General features: G+C 70.1%; 21 protein-coding genes and 1 tRNA gene. 12 read left to right on the plus strand and 10 right to left on the minus strand.

What is annotated here, in order from left to right; genetic code table 11:
- Positions 1-28: 28 nt before the first annotated feature.
- Complete coding sequence (locus tag ACP2AD_RS00895) at positions 29-1,957, minus strand: beta-propeller domain-containing protein (RefSeq protein ID WP_425228191.1); 1,929 nt, start codon at positions 1,955-1,957, stop codon at positions 29-31.
- A gap of 135 nt (positions 1,958-2,092) precedes the next feature.
- Between ACP2AD_RS00895 and ACP2AD_RS00900 the strand changes: the two genes are divergently transcribed.
- The 3 genes from ACP2AD_RS00900 (at position 2,093) to ACP2AD_RS00910 (ending at position 5,613) form a co-directional block, all read left to right on the plus strand.
- Positions 2,093-3,325 carry a TIGR04063 family PEP-CTERM/XrtA system glycosyltransferase gene (locus ACP2AD_RS00900; protein WP_425228192.1) on the plus strand — a complete coding sequence of 411 codons (1,233 nt, stop codon included), beginning with the start codon at positions 2,093-2,095 and terminating at the stop codon, positions 3,323-3,325.
- Entirely contained in the window at positions 3,298-3,957 is a 660-nt protein-coding gene (locus ACP2AD_RS00905; RefSeq protein ID WP_425228193.1) for a hypothetical protein, read from the plus strand. Before ACP2AD_RS00900 ends, ACP2AD_RS00905 begins: the two co-directional genes overlap by 28 nt.
- Positions 3,958-4,056: 99 nt before the next feature.
- Complete coding sequence (locus tag ACP2AD_RS00910; RefSeq protein WP_425228194.1) at positions 4,057-5,613, plus strand: MFS transporter; 1,557 nt, start codon at positions 4,057-4,059, stop codon at positions 5,611-5,613.
- Between the two features lie 8 nt (positions 5,614-5,621).
- Here ACP2AD_RS00910 and ACP2AD_RS00915 read toward each other — a convergent pair whose 3' ends face one another.
- Together ACP2AD_RS00915 and thpR are read right to left on the minus strand one after the other, a co-directional pair.
- Positions 5,622-6,137: a superoxide dismutase family protein gene (locus ACP2AD_RS00915; protein WP_425228195.1), complete on the minus strand. Its 516-nt coding sequence runs from the start codon at positions 6,135-6,137 to the stop codon at positions 5,622-5,624.
- A 27-nt stretch (positions 6,138-6,164) separates the two neighbouring features.
- Positions 6,165-6,719 (minus strand): RNA 2',3'-cyclic phosphodiesterase, encoded by a 555-nt coding sequence (gene thpR, locus ACP2AD_RS00920; protein WP_425228196.1) that lies wholly within the window; start codon positions 6,717-6,719, stop codon positions 6,165-6,167.
- 129 nt (positions 6,720-6,848) lie between these two features.
- Between thpR and ACP2AD_RS00925 the strand changes: the two genes are divergently transcribed.
- The 4 genes from ACP2AD_RS00925 to ACP2AD_RS00940 all read left to right on the plus strand — a co-directional run bounded on the left by ACP2AD_RS00925 (position 6,849) and on the right by ACP2AD_RS00940 (position 9,601).
- Positions 6,849-7,601, plus strand: coding sequence for a Bax inhibitor-1/YccA family protein (locus tag ACP2AD_RS00925; RefSeq protein WP_425228197.1), 753 nt, complete (start codon positions 6,849-6,851; stop codon positions 7,599-7,601).
- A gap of 72 nt (positions 7,602-7,673) precedes the next feature.
- Positions 7,674-8,453: a transglutaminase-like domain-containing protein gene (locus tag ACP2AD_RS00930; RefSeq protein ID WP_425228198.1), complete on the plus strand. Its 780-nt coding sequence runs from the start codon at positions 7,674-7,676 to the stop codon at positions 8,451-8,453.
- A gap of 58 nt (positions 8,454-8,511) precedes the next feature.
- Positions 8,512-8,796, plus strand: a complete 285-nt coding sequence (locus ACP2AD_RS00935; protein ID WP_425228199.1) for a hypothetical protein — start codon at positions 8,512-8,514, stop codon at positions 8,794-8,796.
- Between the two features lie 262 nt (positions 8,797-9,058).
- Positions 9,059-9,601, plus strand: a complete 543-nt coding sequence (locus ACP2AD_RS00940) for a hypothetical protein (protein WP_425228512.1) — start codon at positions 9,059-9,061, stop codon at positions 9,599-9,601.
- On the opposite strand, the gene ACP2AD_RS00945 is transcribed toward ACP2AD_RS00940, so the two are convergent.
- On the minus strand, positions 9,598-10,305 hold the full coding sequence (locus ACP2AD_RS00945) for an extensin family protein (protein ID WP_425228200.1): 708 nt from the start codon (positions 10,303-10,305) through the stop codon (positions 9,598-9,600). The genes ACP2AD_RS00940 and ACP2AD_RS00945 overlap by 4 nt on opposite strands.
- Positions 10,305-11,063: an NUDIX hydrolase gene (locus ACP2AD_RS00950; protein WP_425228201.1), complete on the minus strand. Its 759-nt coding sequence runs from the start codon at positions 11,061-11,063 to the stop codon at positions 10,305-10,307. Before ACP2AD_RS00950 ends, ACP2AD_RS00945 begins: the two co-directional genes overlap by 1 nt.
- A 97-nt stretch (positions 11,064-11,160) precedes the next feature.
- Here ACP2AD_RS00950 and ACP2AD_RS00955 point away from each other — a divergent pair.
- The 3 genes from ACP2AD_RS00955 (at position 11,161) to ACP2AD_RS00965 (ending at position 13,522) form a co-directional block, all read left to right on the plus strand.
- Positions 11,161-11,236 (plus strand) — tRNA-Ala (locus ACP2AD_RS00955).
- 162 nt (positions 11,237-11,398) lie between these two features.
- Entirely contained in the window at positions 11,399-12,430 is a 1,032-nt protein-coding gene (locus ACP2AD_RS00960) for a DUF2171 domain-containing protein (RefSeq protein ID WP_425228202.1), read from the plus strand.
- A gap of 102 nt (positions 12,431-12,532) precedes the next feature.
- Entirely contained in the window at positions 12,533-13,522 is a 990-nt protein-coding gene (locus ACP2AD_RS00965) for an NADP-dependent oxidoreductase (RefSeq protein ID WP_425228203.1), read from the plus strand.
- Positions 13,523-13,540: 18 nt separating this feature from the next.
- Here ACP2AD_RS00965 and ypfJ read toward each other — a convergent pair whose 3' ends face one another.
- On the minus strand, positions 13,541-14,455 hold the full coding sequence (gene ypfJ / locus ACP2AD_RS00970; protein ID WP_425228204.1) for a KPN_02809 family neutral zinc metallopeptidase: 915 nt from the start codon (positions 14,453-14,455) through the stop codon (positions 13,541-13,543).
- Between the two features lie 103 nt (positions 14,456-14,558).
- Here ypfJ and ACP2AD_RS00975 point away from each other — a divergent pair, with 103 nt between their 5' ends.
- Positions 14,559-15,344 (plus strand): 3-hydroxybutyrate dehydrogenase, encoded by a 786-nt coding sequence (locus ACP2AD_RS00975; protein ID WP_425228205.1) that lies wholly within the window; start codon positions 14,559-14,561, stop codon positions 15,342-15,344.
- Here the strand turns inward: ACP2AD_RS00975 and ACP2AD_RS00980 are convergent.
- From ACP2AD_RS00980 to aceA, 4 genes are all read right to left on the minus strand, one after another.
- Positions 15,341-16,012, minus strand: coding sequence for a hypothetical protein (locus ACP2AD_RS00980; protein WP_425228206.1), 672 nt, complete (start codon positions 16,010-16,012; stop codon positions 15,341-15,343). The genes ACP2AD_RS00975 and ACP2AD_RS00980 overlap by 4 nt on opposite strands.
- 40 nt (positions 16,013-16,052) lie before the next feature.
- Complete coding sequence (locus ACP2AD_RS00985) at positions 16,053-17,003, minus strand: cation diffusion facilitator family transporter (RefSeq protein WP_425228207.1); 951 nt, start codon at positions 17,001-17,003, stop codon at positions 16,053-16,055.
- A 90-nt stretch (positions 17,004-17,093) separates the two neighbouring features.
- Positions 17,094-17,276 carry a hypothetical protein gene (locus ACP2AD_RS00990; RefSeq protein WP_425228208.1) on the minus strand — a complete coding sequence of 61 codons (183 nt, stop codon included), beginning with the start codon at positions 17,274-17,276 and terminating at the stop codon, positions 17,094-17,096.
- On the minus strand, positions 17,276-18,598 hold the full coding sequence (gene aceA, locus ACP2AD_RS00995; protein ID WP_425228209.1) for an isocitrate lyase: 1,323 nt from the start codon (positions 18,596-18,598) through the stop codon (positions 17,276-17,278). Before aceA ends, ACP2AD_RS00990 begins: the two co-directional genes overlap by 1 nt.
- 157 nt (positions 18,599-18,755) lie before the next feature.
- On the opposite strand from aceA, the gene ACP2AD_RS01000 reads away from it, so the two are divergent.
- The gene (locus ACP2AD_RS01000) at positions 18,756-20,138 is read left to right on the plus strand and encodes a helix-turn-helix domain-containing protein (protein WP_425228210.1); all 1,383 of its coding nucleotides are present in this window, start codon (positions 18,756-18,758) and stop codon (positions 20,136-20,138) included.
- The last annotated feature ends 121 nt before the right edge of the window (positions 20,139-20,259 follow it).

Raw genomic sequence — 20,259 nt, forward strand, 5'->3', positions numbered from 1 at the left:
GCGGCGGGTTAAGGCGGCGTCAAACGCGCTACTTGCCGCCGCCGCGTTCGGGGCCGGGCGCGTAGTCCAGCCGCGCGACCTCGCCGATGCGGCCGCCCTGCATCCGGCCTTCGACCAGCTCATAGCCCATCAGCGCGAAGATGCGTCCGCCAAGGAAGATCGGCCGGGCGTTACCATACCAGTCGACGCAAGACGCCTGACAGCCGTCGTCACGGGCGTCGGCGGCATGCGCGTCGAGCTGGCCCGTGGATGTCAGGCGACGCCGGTCGCGGCGCAGGAACGCAACGGCCGAGCCGTTGCCCAGGAAGCGCTGCGCCGGATTGTCGCCCAGCGCCGTCGTGATCGGCAGCCCCAGTGTTCCCGACGCGCCGTCGGCGCTGTCAGGATCGGGACGGAAGAAGAACGCCTGGCTGCGGTTCTCGCCCTCGCGCGCGGCGGGCAGGAAGGACGTGTCGCCCAGCCGCGGCGTGTCGCCGGTCAGCTCGATCGCGCTGAAGCCCAGCCGGCTGCGCGCGTCGTTGCCGATCACCACCGCGTCCTCGCCGATCAGATCGATGCGGTCGACCCCGTGCGGCGCCGCGACCCGCGCGATCGGGCCGCCCGCCACCCGCGCGGCGAAGACGGTTTCCTTTCCCGTCTGCGCGGCGAACGAGCCGGCGGCGTAGATCAGGTACGATCCGACGAAGCGGTTGTGGAACGACCAGTCCTGCTCGGTGTCGAGCGGCAGCGCGCGATAGGCGGTGCGCGGGGTCGTCGCCGAGCCGTCGCCGAACTGCGCCAGCGGCAGGTGCAGCAGCGCGGTCCTGCCGCCCGTCACCTGCGCCCGCCACATGCGGTCGCCGTTCGCATCGGCGCGCACGACGACATCGAGCGCATGGGCCTGCCGGTCCTCGCGGAACGAGAACTGGTCGATCGGGCCGCCCCACGCCTGCACCGCCCCCGGCCGCCCGCCGTTGAGCGGCAGGCGATAGACCATCGATCGCGCCTCGCGCGCCGGGTCCGACGAGGTGTTGCCCAGCCAGACATAGACCGCGTTGCCCGACACGTAGAAGCTGCGCGAGCCACTGCCGAGCACGCCGGTGGCGGTGCAGGCGAGCTGCGCCGTCGCGAGGTCGCAGGTGGTGACGGTGTGAAGCGTGTCGATCATCGCGGTGGGATCGTTGCGCAGCGGCTCGGGCAGGAAGATGCGCGTCGCGGGGACGATGCGCGCGAACTTGCCGTCGGTCGCGCCCGTCCAGCGCCGCAAGGCGGGCAGCTGCCGCGCGATCGGCTCGTCGCGGTCGAGGCCGAGCGGGGTGTAGACGATCAGCCGGTGGCCGATCAGCCGCGAGGCATAGTTGGTGGACGAATAATAGTCGTTGGAGCGCAGGTGATAGCTGTCTTCGTAGGCTAGCCGCCCGTCGTCGCCGATGTGGAAGCGGTTGATCTCGGTCCCGCCGCGCGCGTAGCTATAGCCGACGACGATGATGCGGTCGCCCGCGACCAGCATTTCGTCATACCACGCGCCCGCCCCCGAGGTGCCGGGCGGAAAGGCATCGATCCGGTCCACCGCGTGGGCGGTGCGCTCGCCGATCGCGACGGTGAACAGCCGCCCGCGGCGCAGGATGACGAGGTGGCGGCCGTGCACCTTGACGATGCCGCCCTCGTCGACATCAGCCTCCTGCGTGTTGGTGATCGACGGCTGGGCAAGCGCGCCGGTGACGGTCACGTTGGACAAGCCGAACGAACGCGTGGCTGGCGCGGATTCCACAGCAGGCGCCGGTGCGGCCACCGCCGGCGGCGGGGGTGGCGCCGGCACGGCCGAACCGCGGCGGTTGCCCGAGTGGCGGTGCAGGAAAGCAATCAGCGTCGCGTCGCTGGCGAAAGCGCGCATACCGCGCCCCGCACCGGCCCGCGCCGCGGTGGCGTTGCCGTTCAGGATCAGCAGCAGGGCCAGGGCGGCCGTTGGTACGCGCATGGCTTCTCTCCCACCTTTATCGTCGAGCGTGCCAACCGCGCCGCGCGTGGCAAGCCGCTCGCTTTCCGTCGCGACGGTCGGCCGCGCCATGTTGACCGGCCCTTAACGGCCGGGGGTGCAGACCGCCGGCCAGCCATGCGTATCCTCCACGTCCTCGACCATTCGCTGCCGCTGCAGAGCGGCTACACCTTCCGCACGCGCGCGATCATGAAGGCGCAGGAGGCGCGCGGGTGGCAGGTGGCGGGGGTCACCGGGCGGCGGCAGGAGGCGCCGGGCTGGGGCTGGGACGAGGCGGACGGCCTGCACTTCTATCGCGCGTCGACCGGTTCTGGACCGGCAGGCGGTCAGGTGCAGGGCATGTTGAGCTTTTGCCGCGGCATCGGACAGGCGGTGCGGGCCTTCCGGCCCGACATCCTCCATGCCCACTCGCCGGCGCTCGATGCGCTGGCGGCGTGGCCCGTGGCGAAGCTGCATCGGCTGCCGCTGGTCTACGAGATCCGTGCCTTCTGGGAGGATGCTGCGGCGGGCAACGGCACCGGGGTCGCGAGATCGTGGCGGAGCCGCGCGACCCGCGCGCTGGAGAACTGGGCGGTGGCGCGCGCCGATGCTGTGACGGTGATCTGCGACGGGCTGCGGCAGGACCTGATCGGGCGCGGGGTGGCGGCGGACAAGCTGACGGTGGTGCCCAACGGCGTCGACCTGACCTTGTTCGGGACGCCTGCTCCGCGCGACGACGCGCTGGCGGCGGCGCTGGGGCTCGACGGCGCCGAGGTGGTCGGGTTCATCGGCAGCTTCTATCCCTATGAGGGGCTGGACGACCTCATCGCCGCCATGCCCGCGCTGGTCGCGGCGCGGCCGGATGCGGCGCTGCTGCTGGTCGGCGGCGGCCCGGCGGAGGGGGCGCTGCGCGCGCAGGCGGCGGCGTCGCCAGTGGCGGGGCGAATCCGCTTTGTCGGCCGCGTGCCGCATGACGAGGTCGAGCGCTATTATGGGTTGGTCGACGTGCTCGCCTATCCGCGCAAGCGGATGCGGCTGACCGAGCTGGTCACGCCGCTCAAGCCGCTGGAGGCGATGGCGCAGGGGCGGCTGGTGGCGGCGTCCGACGTCGGGGGTCATCGCGAGCTGATCCGGGATGGTGACACAGGCACCTTGTTCCGGGCCGACGACCCCGTCGCGATCGCGCGGGCGCTCGCCGGGCTGCTCACCGACCGCAGCGGCTGGGACGCGCGGCGGGCGCTGGCGCGGCGGTTCGTCGAGACCGACCGTAACTGGTCGGCAAACATTTGTCGTTACGAACCGGTTTACCAGCGGTTGATCGCCGCGGCGAACAAGAGTGTTTCATGGTCGAACCAGCCCGCCCACAGCTGAACTCCCGCCTGCCCGCAATCGCCGGGAGCGCGGCGGGGGCGCTTGTCGCGCTTGCCAGCGCCATCATGCCGGGGGCGTGGCTGGATGGCGCGATCGAGGCGAGCGGACTGCCCGCGATCCTGCCGGTGGCGGCACCGCCGCTGGGGCTGACCGCGCGGGCGATGATGGCGCTGGGCGGGGGCATCGGAGTGGCTGCCGTCTTCTGGGCGGCCGTGTATCTGCTGGTCGGACCGGGCGGGCCCCTCGCCGCGAGGCCGCCGCGCCGGGCGGATGATGCGCCGACGGTGCGCCGCGCCGACGCGCATCCTGACGCGCCGCCACGGCGGCCGCTGACCGCCGCCGAACTGGCGTCGCCGCCTCCACCTCCGGTCGAGCAGGGGGTGCCGGCCGATCTGGACGTGCCGCTGGCGGCGTTCGATCCCGCGGCGGTGCCCGCCGTGCCCCAGCAGCCGGTGCGGGCGCTGAAGCCGCTGGCGCCTTCGCTTGCCCCGGGCGAGCGGCTGGAGATATTCACCCTCGCGCCGCCGCCGCCGACCCAGCCCGCGACGCGCTACGACGAGCCGCCGAGCATCGACGCGCTGCTGCGGCGATTGGAGCAGGGCGCCCGCCGGCGGGTGGCGACAGCGGCCTAAGCCTTTGCGACCACCAGGGGGAGCATACCCTCAAGCGATCGGACGGGGTTGTTCCCGTCCACGCCTCTGTTACCCGTCACGGGGAGAGAGGATGACCGCATGGAATCGAACGCCGACGCGCCCGAGCCGCGGGCGCCGCGCTATGCCTGGTACGTGCTGAGCGTGCTGTTTGCGGTCTATGTGCTCAACTTCATCGACCGGCAGATCCTGTCAATCCTTGCCAAGGACGTGAAGCGCGACCTGCATCTGAACGATGCCGATATCGGCTTCCTGTTCGGGACCGCGTTCGGGGTGTTCTATTCGCTGTTCGGTATTCCGCTCGGGCGGCTGGCGGATAACTGGAACCGGGTCCGGCTGATCACCGTCGGGCTGGCGATCTGGTCGGCGATGACCGCCTTTTCGGGGCTGGCGCGGACCGGCGGGCAGCTGACCTTTGCGCGGATCGGCGTCGGGGTGGGCGAGGCGACGGCGAGCCCGTGCGCCTATTCGCTGATCTCCGACTATTTTCCAAAGCGGCAGCGCGCGACAACGCTGGCGCTGTATTCGTCGGGCATCTTCATCGGCGGCGGCGTGTCGCTGTTCATCGGCGGTGCGATCGTCGACACCTGGAACGCGCATTTTCCGGGCGGCCATTGGGGGCTGGTCGGATGGCAGGTGGCGTTCATGGCGGTGGGGCTGCCGGGGCTGCTGCTCGCCGCGCTGGTGGCGACGCTGCGCGAGCCGGTGCGGGGCGGGGTCGACGGGCTGGTGACGCCGGTGTCGGCGACGCCCTTCCGCGACTTCGCCGGCGAGCTGCTGGCGATCATCCCGCCGCTGACGCTGATCGGCGCGGCGCGTCGCGGCGGGCGGGCGCTGACGGCGAACCTGCTGGGATTGGGCATCGCGGTCGCGGCCGGGTGGCTGCTGACGCGCGTAACCGGTGCGGCGGCGCAGTGGATCGCGGTGTGCGGCGGCGCCTATGCGGTGTTCAGCTGGGCCAGCTCGCTCCGGTCTCGCGACCGGCCTGCCTTTCAGCTGATCTGGGGCACGCCCGCCTTCATCCTGGTGTCGCTCGGCTATGGGCTGATCGCGTTCGTCAGCTACGGCGTCGCCGCGTTCGGCGCGCTTTATGCCGAGACGGTGCTGCACCTGCCGAAGACGCAGATCGGCTTTTACCTCGGCGGCGGCGCGGCGGCGGGCGGGTTCATGGGCATCGTGCTTGGCGGGCGGATCGCGGACTGGGCGCGAAGCCGGGTGGCATGGGGACGGGTGCCGGTGATCCTGTGCGGCGTGCTGCTGCCAACCCCTTTCCTGATCTTTGCGTACACGACTGCGAGCGCGACGGGCTTTTATCTCGCGAGCTTCGTGATGGCAGGGCTGGCGAGCGCCGCGCTGGGGCCCGCGGCGGCGACGACCCAGGACCTGGTGCTGCCACGGATGCGCGGCACCGCGACCGCGACCTTCTTCATCGCGACGACGCTGGTCGGGCTGGCGCTGGGGCCGTATTTCGCGGGCTTCGTGTCGAAGAGCCTCGGCGGCGACCTGCGCACCGGCGTGCTGGCGCTGCTGGTCGTGTCGCCATTGGCGGCGCTGATGCTGCTGCTGGCGTGGGGCAGGGTGCCGCAGGCGGAGGCGACGGTGGTCGCGCGGGCAAGGGCGGCGGGGGAGGCGGTCTAGCGTTCCCGCTACTGCAGCACGCCGCAGGCGATCCGGGCGCCGCTGTTACCGCTGGGGTCCGTCATCAGGTCGTCGGGCTGGGCATGCACCACCAGCGCAGCGCCGTCGGTATCGAGCAGCCCCGCCATCGTCGCGCCCGCCAGCACGACGCCGACCGTGCCGCGGCCGTCGCCGCCGACGAGCAGGTTGGGCAGGTCGCCGGCATGCGGCCCCTGCGGGTTCATGCCGCCGTGCTTGGTTCCGGCAGGGTTCCAGTGCGGCCCGGCGCTGCTGAAATCCGGGCGATCGCAGCGGCCGACGGTATGCAGGTGCGCGCCGTGATTGCCCGGGGCCAACCCGTGAACGTCGGCGGTAATGCGCAGGCCGCCTGCGACCTCCGTCACCCGGGCGTGCCCGATCGGCCGGCCGGCGCCGTCGATCAGCTGCGCCGTGGCGATCCGCCCGCCGGGCAGCGGCGCGCCCATGTCGGCATGCCCCTGCGAACAGGCGGCGAGCGGAAGCAGGAGGAGGAAAAGCGCGCGCATCGGTTCGGCTCCGTCAGACGGACATGGTCAGCCGGGCACGGCGAGCGGCCAGCGTTCGAGCGGCGAATAGGCCGCGCCGTCACGCCCGAGCTCGCCCTCGTACAATATCAGGTGCCCGCAGGTGAAGGGGGTGCTCGCCAGGGCTGCGGTGTCGGCAAGCCAGTCCGTGATCTCGGGTGCACGCCCCGAGCGCGCGGCGAAGCGGGCGAGGGTGATATGGGGCAGATAGGCGCGGCGTTCCGGCTCCAATCCCGCGCGAGCGCAGGCGGCATCGACCTTGCGGTGAAGCTGCTGCAGCGCATCGTGCGGTTGTACGCCCGCCCACAGCGCCTGGGCTGCGCTGCGCCCGTCGAAGCGGCCGGTACCGGCGATCCGCACCGTGGGCGCGGCCGCATGGACCTGTCCCAGCACCGCGGCGACAGCGTCGGCGGTGCGCTCGTCGACCGCGCCGATGAAGCGCAGCGTCAGATGCAGCTGCTCGTCTGCCTGCCAGCGCGCGCCGGGAATGCCGCGCATCGTCCCCAGCAGCTGCTCGCGGACCGCCGCGGGCGGGCGCAGCGCGACGAACAGGCGGATACTCATGCCGGCGCGTTTACGGCGCTTTCGACAGGACGCAATGAGGGCGCAACGGATGACGCTTGAACACGTTCTCACTTCGCACGATATTGCGCACATCCGGTGCGCTCTTCACGCCGGGCAAAGGAGCTGATGATGGCTAACTGGTCTGACCCCCGTACCGGCGCATCGCCGTTCGCCGGGGCCCCGGCCGATACGCGGTCGGTGACGTATGACGCGGGGCTGCGCGCGTACATGCTGTCCGTCTACAACTACATGGCGTCGGGCGTGCTGCTGACGGGGATCGTCGCGGCCGTAGCCGCGCGGTTCGGCTTCACCGACGCGATGATCGCGGACGGCGGCCGCGGCCTGTCGGCGCTCGGCTGGATCGTGGCGATCGCGCCGCTGGGCGTCGTCTTCGCAATGAGCTTTGGCCAGAGCCGCATGGCGACCGGCACGCTGCGCGCGCTGTTCTGGACCTATGCGGTGCTGATGGGGTTGTCGCTGTCGACGATCTTCCTCTCCTACAATGTCGGATCGATCGCGGGTGCGTTCTTCGCCACCGCGGCAGGTTTCGCCGGACTGAGCCTGTGGGGCTACACAACGGAGCGTGACCTGTCGGGCTTTGGCACCTTTCTCATCGTGGGGCTGGTCGGCATCCTGGTCGCGTCGCTGATCAACGTCTTCCTCGGGTCCAGCGTCGTCAATCTGGTGATCAGCATCGTCGGTGTTCTGATCTTCGCCGGGCTGACCGCCTATGACACGCAGCGGACCAAGAGCCTCTACAGCTATGTGGCGGGCACCGATCAGGTCGGGCGCGTCGTGGTGATGTCGGCGCTGAAGCTGTATCTCGACTTCATCAACATGTTCCTGTTCATCCTGCGCCTGTTCGGTTCCGGCCGTAATTGATCGCGCGAGGCAGGCAGGCGAAGGGGCCCGGCGGGCGACCGCCGGGCCCCTTTCTGCATCGGGAGTTGATGTATGCGCCTGCTGATCGAGGCGGACCTGGAATATTGCCTGGATCGACGCGCCGATGTGCTGCTCCAGATCGAGGCGGCGGCGACGGCGGACCAGCGGATCGTGACCGAGCGGCTGACGGTGTGGTCCGATCGGCCGGTGCGCGCGGCGCCGGGCGAGGACGGTGTCGGGCAGCGCTGCTGGATCGACGGCGAGGGGCCGCTGCGGGCGGAGTATCGCGCCACCGTGGAGATCGAACGGCCGCCCGTCGTGCTCGACGGCCTGGCGGCGACGCCGGCACGCGCCGCGCCGGCCGCCTTGACGGCGTACCTGCTGCCGAGCCGCTATTGCCCGGTCGACCGGCTCTACGGCTTTGTCGAGCAGCGTTTCGCCGGGCTGACCGGCGGCGCACTCGCCGCCGCGCTGGCCGGCTGGGTAGGCGAGAACATCGCCTATCGCGCCGATGCGTCGAATGGCGACATGACCGCGCTCGATACCTTTGGGCAGCGGGCGGGCGTATGCCGAGACTTCGCGCACCTGCTGGTGACGTTCGCGCGCGCTGGCGGCATCCCGGCGCGGTGCGTGTCGGCTTACGCGCCGGGGGTCGATCCGCCCGACTTTCATGCCGTCGCCGAGCTGTGGCTAGAGGAGCAATGGCATCTTGTGGACGCGACCGGCATGGCGCGGGCGGACGAGCTGGCGCGCGTCGCGGTTGGGCGCGATGCGGTCGACATCGCGTTCATGACGGTGTTCGGCCGCGCGACACTGGTACGCCAAGCCGTGCGGGTGGTGCGGGCGGACTAGGAACGCGGACGCCCCTCGGTCGTTTTCCCTGCGCCCGTTTTCTGCAGGAGCACACCGCATGCCTGATCCCGACACTGCGCTCGATACGCTGTCCGTAGCGCCGGACGCGCCCAACGCCGGCAATCAGGAGCGCGACCCGCGCCAGGATGCGGGCCAGGACGCCTCAATCGCCGCGCGGCTGGAGCGTGATCCGGAAAGCAAGGAGGCGCGGCTGGACAATGCGCTGGACGAGTCGATGGACGCCAGCGATCCGCCCGCGTCGACGCAGCCGGTCCACAACAATGCGCCGGCCGCATCGTCGGGCTATGACGAAGAGGCCGAGAGGAAGCTGGCCGGCAGCTGATCGCCCGCGACCCGAGGGGATGCTCTCCCTTAGGCGGGCGTCCCTGCGTTCCCGCCGCGGCATTGTTGCAGCGAAGCTTCACCTCACGACATTTCTGCTCAGCCCGACTCCACTCGCCGCAAAGCATGTTGCGCTGCGGAATCATCCGTGTTCGCTTGGTAAACGGCGGCTGACGGGGATGTTCAGTGGTTTGTTAACCATGGGGGCGCATGGTTGACGGGATCGTAGGCTTCGTGGGGCGGGGTTGAGCGGCATGACCAAGATGAAGCAGGCCGAAGGCGTGATGACGCTGGCCGAGATGAAGGAGTTTGCAAGCTTCGGCGCAGCGACGCAGCGGTATATCCGCCGCTCGCTGGACATCGGGCTGGACCGTGACGACGCGCTGGCACGCTGGTCGCGCGACGTGGTGGAAGCCGCGTCGATCCGGGCGCAGGCGCGCCATTACCAGATGCTGACGGTGCTGCGCGACAACGTGCCGGAGGATAGCGGGCTCGACTCGGTCGAGCCGTTCCTCGCGCCGCTGATCACGCTCGCCGCCTTCGACTTGGGGCAGGGGCGGCTGACCAGCTTCGGCGCCTATCGCTTCCTCTACGAGCGGCTGGTCGGCGCCGAGGTGCGGCCCTGGCTGCCGTCCGCCTTTTGCGCGGCGGCGGCGCTGCCGCATCTCCACCCGGAGCTGCGCCGCAAGCTGCTCCAGTCGATCAGCGAGGCGGCGGCGACGGCGTCGGGCTGGTCCGCGCGCCAGCCGGCGTTCTTCCCCTATTGGGTCGAGAAGGTGGACTCGAGCGGGGCGCTCCCAGCCTAACGACACGCCCGCCAACGCCATTCGCCCCGCGCCGCCTGATCCAGATGGAGGTGATCGCGATGTGCAGCGTTGTAGTCGGGTGACAGCACGGTGGCATACAGGCCGCAAGCGCCGTTCCTGACCTGACGCAGAAAGGTCGCCGCCGGACCGCGGCCGCGCCAGTCGTCCCTCACCGACACGCGGCGTCCGTCCGCCAGCCGGAACGCCGCGACGTCCAGCGCATTGCCGGCCGCATGTTCGCTCCACGACTGGCTGCCCGCGATGTGGCGGCAATTATAGCTGCCGAGATGCTCGATTCCGGTTACCGGCGCGCCAAGGTACCGTCGCGCCGCGGGCTGGACCACCGCCCATTCCCACATCACCAGCGCCGCCGCGACCGGGCAGGTCAGGGGCGGTTCGCTGGGCGCAAGGCCGATCGAACGCGCGCCGCCGGGACCGAGCCGGAGCGCTGCCGTCCAGCCGCACCTGGGTCCTTCGCGCCGCGGCGATAGCACTGCGAAGCGGACCCCGGCCCGGTCGAGCAGCGCGCGGCAACGCGCCGGCTGCCGCCCCAGCCCGGCGAGCGCGCGGCCGGTCAGCGGCCCCGGCGCCTCGCCGAGGTCAAGCGCATGCTGGCGGCTGGCCGCCCACCCGGTCAGCAGCGCCGCGACCGCCGCGAACAGCGCCAGCGCCGCACCGAATCCGAGCCGCCGTGCGCGCCGCATCAACCCCTGACCGTGTCGTCCATCGGCTCGCCCGTGACCGGATAGCCGAGCCCTGCGGGGATGCAGAGGTGCTGGCGGCCGCCGCGTTCCTCGGCGAAGGGCGTGATCGTGCGGACCGGGATGGCGCGGGCGTGCGCGGCGGCGTCGGCGAACGAACCGAACTGCGCCAGCCGCTCCAGATTGCGCCGCGTCGGAAAGATGATCGTCGCGCGGCCCGCATCGGCCTCGGCCAGCACCTCAGCCGCGCTTGCCCAGAGCAGCCGGACGTTCTCGGTCGCATCGACGCTGGCGCGCGGCGCGTCGGCGGGCAGTTCGGCGAGGTAGAAGCGGGTGTCGAAGATGCGCATCCCCTGATGCTGGGGCAGCCAGCGCGCAAACGGTGTCAGCCGGTGGAGGGCAAGCTGCGTTCCGGCAGCGGCAAGCGCATCGCGCAGCGGCGCGCCAGCGTGTAGCGCCTCCCGAAGCGCGACCAGCGCCCCGGGCGCGGGCTGCGGTTCGAGCCCGATCGGCAGCCCGGCCTCTTCGATCGTCTCGCGGATCGCGGCGATGCGCGCGGCGGTGTCGTCGGGATCGCCGTCCTGTTCAGCGGCGAGGTCGTGGTCGCCCGGATCGATGCGGCCGCCCGGAAACACCAGCGCCCCCGCGGCGAAGGCCATGCCCATCGATCGCTCCACCATCAACAGCTCTGGCGGGCCGTCGGATCGGGTGCGGAAGATGACCAGCGTCGCGGCGGGGATGGCGGGCTGAAGATCGGGCATGGAGGTGCCCTAGCGCACAAATGGATGGCTTGCGACGCTGCCGACGGGAGGCTAAAGGCATCGCTTCCCGGGGGAAACGATCCTCTGGCAGGCGTGCGGGGCTGTAGCTCAGATGGGAGAGCGCTGCAATCGCACTGCAGAGGTCAGGGGTTCGATTCCCCTCAGCTCCACCACGCACGCCTGACATTCGCCGCGCCATAGCCTCGCTTCGCGGCGGCCAACCGATCCTTGCGGAACAATAGCTTCCGTCGCGCCTTGAGTCGCCCGGAACGCGATGCGGCGCCGTAGCGCTGTGCGCGTAACCGCAGGACGGCGACACGCCAGGAGGATCACCGATGGCCTACGAACGCTACCCCCGTGCGGACGGACCGCGCGGCTACACCGACCGCAACGACCTGTCGGACTATGGACAGGATTACAGCTCGACCGGCGACGGCTACCGGTCCGGTGCACGCGACTATCTGGCCGCGGGCGAGCAGGGCGGCGGTCAGAGTTACGCCAACCGCGACGCCGATAGCCAGCGCGACCACGGCAACCGCGGCTTTGGCCGTGACGAATGGCGCGGTCAGGGCTCCAGTGGCCAGCAGGGCCGCAACCAGGGCTATCAGCGCCAGGAGTTCGGCGGCGGCGGCGATGATCATCGCGGCGATGCGGGTCGCGACGACAATCGCGGCCGCGAAGAGCCGCGCCAGGGCCGCGACACGTATCGCCAGCAGCGCGGCACCTATGGCCGTCAGCCGCAAAGCGCCGAGCGTGATCGCGAGGACGATCGAGGCTTCATGGCGCGCGCCGGGGACGAGGTCCGCTCCTGGTTCGGCAACGAGGACGCCGAGCGCCGCCGCGAACAGGACGCGCAGCATGACGAGCGCGGCGGCCAGAGCCGCGACCAGCATTATCACAGCTGGCGCAATCAGCAGATCGCCTCGTTCGATCGCGATTACGACGAATATCGTCAGGAAAACCAGTCCAAGTTCCATAACGAGTTCGCGTCGTGGCGGACCGAACGCCAGGGTCAGCGCGACCTGCTCGGGCATGTCGAGGAGCATGCGGACGTGGTCGGCTCGGACGGCGAGCACGTCGGCACCGTCGACAAGGTCCGCGGCGACCGCATTATCCTGACCAAGAGCGACGCGGACGCGGGCGGACGGCACCACTCCATCCCGTCGCGCTGGCTCCAGACGGCCGACGCGAGCAAGGTGACGCTGCGCAAGACCGCGGCGGAAGCCAAGCAGCATTGGCGCGACGAAGAACGCAGCCAGGGCGACCGAAGCGCGCTGTTCGGCCAGGACGATGGTAGCGAGCGGGGCGACCGCCCGTCGAACGAGGGCTGGACAAACCTCAACCGGAGCTTCTCCGGCACCTACTGAGCCGCGGTCACCGGGTGAGCGAGGGGCTCGGGCCTGTGCCCGGGCCCTTTCGCTCGCATAGGGGCAGCGCTAGCGACGGTAGCGCAGAACAGGAGAAAAATGATGACGCGCGCATGGACCCTTGCCTCACGCCCGAGCGGCGTACCGGCGGATGAGGACTTCGCGTTGATCGACATCGATCTGCCGCCGCTCAAGGAGGGCGAGGTGCGGGTTGCAAACCGCTGGCTGTCGGTCGACCCGTACATGCGTGGCCGGATGAACGACGTGAAGAGCTATGTCCCGCCCTTTCAGCTCGGCGCGCCGATGGACGGCGGCGCGATCGGCGAAGTGGTGGAAAGCCGGGCGGACGCGCTCAGGCCCGGCGACATGGTGCAGCACATGGCGGGCTGGCGCGACGCGGCGGTGATCCCGGCCGCCGCCGCACAGAAGCTGCCCGCGCTCGAGGTGCCGCCGCAGGCTTTCCTGGGGCAGCTCGGCATGCCGGGCATGACCGCTTATTTCGGGCTGCTCGCGGTCGGTGAGGCGAAGCCCGGCGACACCGTGTTCGTCTCCGCCGCGGCGGGCGCGGTGGGATCGACGGTCGTGCAGGTCGCGAAGGCCAAGGGCATGACGGTGATCGGGTCGGCCGGCGGCTCTGACAAATGCGCGTGGGTGCGTGACTTGGGCGCGGATCAGGTGATCGACTACAAGGCGGACGAGCCGCTGGTGAAGGCGCTCGGCCGCGCCGCGCCGGAGGGTATCGACGTTTATTTCGACAATGTCGGCGGCCAGCATCTCGATGCCGCGATCGCGCATGCCAAGCCGCGCGGTCGGCTGGCGATCTGCGGTATGATCGACATGTACAACACGGGCGCGCCGACGACGCTGCGCTATGCCGCGCGGATCATCGGCGCTCGGCTGAAGATCGAGGGCTTCATCGTCAGCGACTATATGGACCGCGCCGACGAGTTCTATCGCGAGATGGGCGCCCTGTTGGCGGACGGCCGGTTCCGGCGTGAGGAAACGGTGTTCGAAGGGATCGAGCAGACCCCCGCCGCCTTCCGCGGACTTTTTACCGGCGAGAACCGCGGCAAGATGCTGGTCAAGATCTAGCGGCCGTCGTTTCCGCTCTCAGCCGTCGGCGCCCCTGCCGAAGGTGTCGCACTGCGCCGGGTCGCCCGAGTTGAGCCCGGTCTGCAGCCAGTGCATCCGCTCCGCCGACGTGCCGTGGGTGAAGCTGTCGGGGACGACGCGCCCCTGCGCCTCCTGCTGCAGGGTGTCGTCGCCGATCGCGTGCGCCGCGGTCATGCCTTCCTGAACGTCGCCCTGATCCATCCGGTCGCGGTTCTGCGCCGCCCATACCCCGGCGTAACAGTCCGCCTGCAGCTCGAGCAGCACGGAGGCGTGGTTACCTTCCGTCTCGCTGCCGCTGCGCTGGATGTTGTGGACGCGATCGGACGCGCCGAGCAGGTTCTGGATGTGGTGCCCGAACTCGTGGGCGATGACATAGTCCTGCGCGAAGTCGCCCGAGGCGTGGAAGCGGTTGGTCAGCTCGCCGAAGAAGCTGGTGTCGAGATAGATGCCCTGATCGGTCGGGCAGTAGAAGGGCCCCATCGCCGACTGCGCCGCGCCGCAGCCCGACTGGCCATTACGGTCGTAGAAGACGAGTTTGGGCGCGGTGAACTGACGTCCCTGCTGCTGAAACAGCGCCGCCCAAGTATGGTCGGCCGAGCTGAACGCGGTGCAGGCGGTGCGGCTCTCCGCGTTGAGCGTGCACGACGATCGCACGTCCGTGCCGTGCGCGCGAGACGTCGCGGTCGGCGCCGAGCCGCCGCCGGTCAGGCCGCCGCCCATGAAGGTGATCGCGCCAAAGATCAGCAGCACCACCGCGATGCCCGCGCAGCCGAAGCGGCTGCCGATCATCGGCAGCAGGCTGAAGAGCAGCCCGCCACCGCCGCCGCCGCCGCCGCCAAAGCCAAACCCGCCGCCGCCCTGGCCGCGCTGATCCTCGACATTGATGTTCGGGTCGAAATCGTCGAGGCGCATGGGCGTGCTTCCTGCTTGTTGCGGAAGTGAAATGCTTCGCGCCGCGTGCGGTTGCAAGCACCGACGACTGCGGTCACGCGCGATCGTTCTGATAGGAGGGGCGATGTTCCTGCAAGGCAAGACTGCGATCGTCACCGGCTCCACGTCGGGCATTGGCCTCGCAATGGCGCACAAGCTGGCAGGCGCGGGCGCTGGCGTCGTGCTCAACGGATTCGGCGACGCCGCGGTGATCGAGGCGGCGCGCGGCGAGCTGGCGGCGGCGAGCGGGGCGCAGGCGCTCTATGATGCCGCCGACATGAGCAAGCCAGATGAGATCGCGGCGATGGTGGCGCGCACGGTGGCGGCGACCGGATCGGTCGACATCATCGTCAACAACGCCGGCATCCAGCATGTCGCGCCGATCACCGACTTCCCGGTCGACCGCTACGACGCGATCGTCGCGATCGTGATGTCGTCTGCTTGGCACCTGATCCGCGCGGCGCTGCCGCACATGCGGGCGAGGAGCTGGGGGCGGATCGTCACCACCGGCTCCGCGCACAGCCTGGTCGCGAGCCCCAACAAATCGGCCTATGTCATGGCGAAACATGGACTGGCCGGGCTGACCAAGGCGATCGCACTGGAAGCGGCGACCGATGGGGTGACGGTCAATATGGTGTCGCCCGGCTATGTCTGGACGCCGCTGGTGGAGGGGCAGATCCCCGACACGATGAAGGCGCGCGGGCTGACGCGCGAGCAGGTGATGAACGATGTGCTGCTCGCCGCGCAGCCGACCAAGCGCTTCGTGACCCCCGACGAGGTGGCGGCGCTGGCGCTGTTCCTGTGCCGCGACGAGGCGCAGTCGATCACGGGCGCGAACCTGTCGGTCGATGGCGGCTGGACCGCGGCCTAGTTCACCGGCGCAGGTGCCGGCTGAGACGCGGGCGGGACCGGCGCCGCCGGAACGGCGACGGCGGGATCGGCGGGGGTGGCGCTGGCCACCGCCTGCGCCGCCTCGACGGGTGGCAGCGCGGCCAGATAGGCGTCGCCGTGGCGGTTGACCGCGACGACATGGCCGGCGTTCGCCGCCTGCACCGCGAGCAGGTAGGACCGCGGGCGCTTCATCAGCCGCGGCTGGTCGAGCCCGGTCAGCCCCGCGATCCGCGCGGCTTCCTTGACGAAATGGATGCAATTGCGGCGGTTGAGATTGTAGTGGCCGTCGCCGGTGTGCTCGTCCCAGGCGGCGATCAGGGCCAGCACCTGGCCGTACTGCACGTCGGTCAGCACCACGGAGAACTGCGCGTCGCTGGACGCGACATAGCCCGGCGGCTCGGGCTCGACGCGGCCGGGGACGGAGCCGAACAACAAAGCCGGGCTGACCGACCTAGCGGTGAAGCCGTAGATGCGATCGATCGATGGCCCGCCTGCGTCCGGCACGCCGCGCAGCGTGAAGAAGGCGTGCGGGAAGCGAGTGCCGAACTCGTGGCTCCAGAAGGTGATGGTGACCGCGGCCTGCGCGGCCGGCGCGACACTCAGCGCCAGGAACAGCGCTGCAAAGACGCGGAGGAGCAGCTTGCGCATGCACGATCCTACCGCCGCCACGGACCACCGCAACGGCGGCTCAGTGCGCGGACGGCACATAGACGACGGCGTCCTCACGCTTTTCGGGCCGGATATAGATTGACGACAGGATCGGCAGCGCCGCCTTGAGCCGGGTCTCGATCTCCTCGATCAGCCGCTCGCCCTCGCCCATCGTGACCTCGTCGTGGAAGTCGGCGCTGATCGCGACGAACACGCTTTCCGGCGCGGTGTGGATGGTGCGGACGTGGTTGACCGACGCGATCGCGGGATGGCCGTCGACCAGCTTGTAGACCTCGGCGACCACGGCCGGGTCGGCGCGTTCGCCGATCAGCAGGCCCTTGGACTCCCGCGCCAGGAAGATGGCGACGATGGCCAGGACACAGCCGATCGCGATCGAGGCATAGCCGTCGAGCTCGGGCCGGGCGAGCGCGTGCGCGGCGACGTTGCCGGCTAGCGCGATCAGGAGGCCGATCAACGCGGCCGAATCCTCGAACAGGACGATGAACCCGGCCGGGTCCTTGGATTGCCTGATCGCCTGCCACCAGCCGACATTGCCGCGGCCCTGGTTGAACTCGCGCCAGGCCACCGCCCAGCTCGATCCCTCCAGCAGCATGGAGAAGCCGAGGACGATATAGTTGACGGTCGGATTGGTCATCTCGGCCGGATGGCGGATGTGCTGATAGCCCTCATAGAAGGACACGCCCGCGCCGACGGTGAAGATCAACAGCGCGACGACGAACGCCCAGAAATACAGCTCGCGGCCATAGCCGAACGGGTGGGCTGCGTCGGCAGGGCGTTTGGCGCTGTGCTGGCCGTAGAGGAGCAGCACCTGGTTGAGGCTGTCGACGCAGGAGTGGACCCCCTCCGACAGCATCGACGACGAGCCGGTGATCGCGGCTGCGACGAACTTGGCGACCCCGATCCCCAGATTGGCCGCCAGCGCGCCGTACAGGACGATGTTGGCGCGGAGGCGGTCGACGATCCCGGGCATGGCGGCGCTTGTGGCGGGGCGAGCCAGTCTAGGCAAGCAAATGCCCGCCGGCGCTTCGTTGCGCCGGCGGGCACCTTCCTCTCCAGGAAGTCAGTCGATGCGGCCGAGCCTGTGGTGGAGGTTCGACGCCTGCTGCGCGCGGGGGTCCCCGGCGGGGAGTGTGCGGATGAACTCGCCCAGGGCGTCCTTCATCAGCGCGAAGTCGGCGGGGGAGAACACCGCCCGTGCCCGCGGGCGTTCGGCGATCGGCGTATCGGTGGCATCCTCGGCCATTATGCGGCTTCCTTCTTGAACTGGGCCGCTTCCGTAGACTCGGCGAGTGCGGTGGTCGAGCTTTCGCCGCCGGCGACCGCCTGGGCGACGAGGTCGAAATAACCGGTGCCGACCTCGCGCTGGTGGCGGGTGGCGGTATAGCCCTTGGCCTCCGCGCCGAACTCGGCCTGCTGCAGCTCGGAATAGGCCGCCATGCCGCGGTCGCGATAGCCGGACGCCAGCTCGAACATGCCATGGTTGAGCTGATGGAAGCCGGCCAGCGTCACGAACTGGTATTTGTACCCCATTGCGCCGATCTCGCGCTGGAACTTCGCGATCGTGTCCGCGTCGAGCTTCGCCGCCCAGTTGAAGCTGGGCGAGCAGTTATACGCCAGCATCTTATTGGGGAACTGCTTCCGGATCGCCTCGGCGAAGCGCTTCGCATCGTCCAGATTGGGGTAGCTGGTCTCCCACCACAGCAGGTCGGCATGTTCCGCAAAGGCGAGGCCGCGCTTGATGCAATGGTCGACGCCGGTACCTTCCTTGAGGCGGAAGAAGCCCTCTGCCGTGCGCTCGCCGGTCAGGAACTCGTGGTCGCGCTCGTCGACGTCCGACGTGATCAGCTTCGCGCTCTCGGCGTCGGTGCGGGCGCAGATCACGGTCGGGACGCCTGACACATCGGCGGCGAGGCGTGCCGCGTCGAGGTTCCGGATATGCGCCTGGGTCGGGATCAGCACCTTGCCGCCGAGATGGCCGCACTTCTTCTCGGAAGCGAGCTGGTCCTCGTAATGGACGCCCGCGGCACCCGCGGCGATATAGGCCTTCATGATCTCGAAGCAGTTGAGCGGGCCGCCGAAGCCGGCTTCCGCGTCGGCGACGATCGGGGCGAACCAGTCGCGGGTCGCGCCGCCTTCGCTATGCTCGATCTGGTCGGCGCGCTGGAGCGCGTTGTTGATCCGCTTGCACAGCTCCGGCCCGGCATTGGCGGGGTAGAGCGACTGGTCAGGGTACATCGCGCCCGCCGTGTTGGCGTCGGCGGCGACCTGCCAGCCCGAAAGATAGATCGCCTTCAGCCCGGCGCGGACCATCTGCATCGCCTGGTTACCCGTCATTGCGCCGAGCGAATGGACGTAATCCTCGGTCCTGAGCAGCTCCCACAGCTTGAGCGCGCCGCGCTTGGCGAGCGTGTGCTCGATCGGCACCGAGCCGCGCAGCTTCGCCACGTCATCGGCGGTGTAAGGTCGCTTGATCCCATCAAAACGGCCGGCGGGGGCGGGGATCAGGTCTTCGAAGGTCGTGGTCACGGTACGGTCCCTTTTACAATTCGACTTGTTCTGCACCATCCTACGTCCAAAGCTGACACTCAGGTCACGCTATTACGCACATTCCGGGGTACTCCTGTCACGGATGATGACCAGAGCCGCTGTCGTGATGTAAAGAGTTTACAAGCTCGGCTTGTCGACCGAGTCGCGGGCTGACACTGTGAGGAGGTTATCGGACATGGCGCATCGCAAGCTGCTGGCCGGTCATGCCGTGCGGCGCGCCCGGCGGCAGGCGGGGCTGACGCAGGCGGCAATGGCGGAGATGCTGGAAATCAGCGCCAGCTACCTCAACCTGATCGAGCGCAACCAGCGGCCGGTCACTGCGGCGCTGCTGGTGCGGCTGGCCGAGCAGTTCGACTTCGACCCGCGTGCGCTGGCGGCGGCGGCGCCGGGTGGCGGCGCGGACGCGCTGCGACGGCGGCTGGCCGACCCGATCTTCGCCGACCTGGAGATCGACCGGCACGAGCTGGCCGAGTGGCTTGCGGCAGCGCCCGGCGGGGCGGAGGCGTTCGCGCGGGCTTACGACCGGATCGGCGCGGGCGCGCCGACGGCGGATGCACCGGATGGGGGGGCGCTGGCGCGTGAGGCGATCGAGCGGTGGCGCAATCACTTCCCCGATCTGGACGCGCATGCCGAGGCGCTGGCCGACGAACTGCGGCTCGGCAACGACGACCTGTATGGCGCGGTCGCCGAGCGGCTGCGGGTCAAGCACGGGCTGACGATCCGCGTGCTGCCGGTCGATGTGCTGCCCGACGTGCTGCGGCGCACCGATCTTCATGCCCGGCAGCTGCAGCTTTCGGAGGTGCTCGACCGGGCGAGCCGCACCTTCGCCGCCGCGACGCAGCTGGCGCAGATCGAGGCGCGCGGCGAGGTGGAGGCGTTGGCGCGCGGCGCTGCGTTGATCGACCGGCAGGCGGAGCGGCTCTTTCGCCGCCACCTGCTGAGCTATTGGGCGGCGGCGCTGATGATGCCCTATGGCCGCTTCCTGCGCGCGTGCGAAACGACGGGCTATGACGTCGAGCTGTTGCAGCGGCGGTTCGGCGCGGGGTTCGAACAGGTCGCGCACCGGCTGACCACATTGCAGCGCGTCGGCGCGCGCGGGCTGCCGTTCTTCATGGTCCGGGTCGACCGGGCCGGTCAGGCGTCGAAGCGCTTTGCCGGGGCGAGCGGCGCGGCCCCTGCGACCGCCGACGGGCGCTGCCCGCTGTGGCGGTTACACGCCGCGTTCGACCGGCCGGGGGCGATGACGGCGCAGTTGGTCGAGCTGGAGGACGAGTCCCGCTGGTTTACGCTGGCGCGCACGGTGACGCCGCAGGGTCGCCGCGTCGGCGCGGTGGTGGCCGAGTTCGCGATCGGGCTGGGGGTTGAGGCCGGGCAGGCGGGCGGCCTAGCGGCGGCGCGGGGGATCGAACTGGCGGGCGAAGCGACGCCGATCGGGCTCGGCTGCCGCCGCTGCCTGCGCCCCGACTGCCCGCAGCGCTCGCTGCCCCCGGCCGGCCGCGTGCTGACCATCAACGAGCGCGAGCGGCGGGTGTCGGCGCTGACCTTTGCGGGGGATTAGCGTCGCTTCGGACGTGTTCGACTAATCCAACTCCTCCCTTCAGTGGAGGGGTTGGGGTGGGGCGCTGCCCCCCAAGCCAGCCGCCCGGAGGAGAGGCCCCAACCCGTCCCCTCCCCCTGTT

Source organism: Sphingomonas sp. (assembly GCF_965248875.1).
In the GTDB taxonomy this organism is placed as follows: domain Bacteria; phylum Pseudomonadota; class Alphaproteobacteria; order Sphingomonadales; family Sphingomonadaceae; genus Sphingomonas.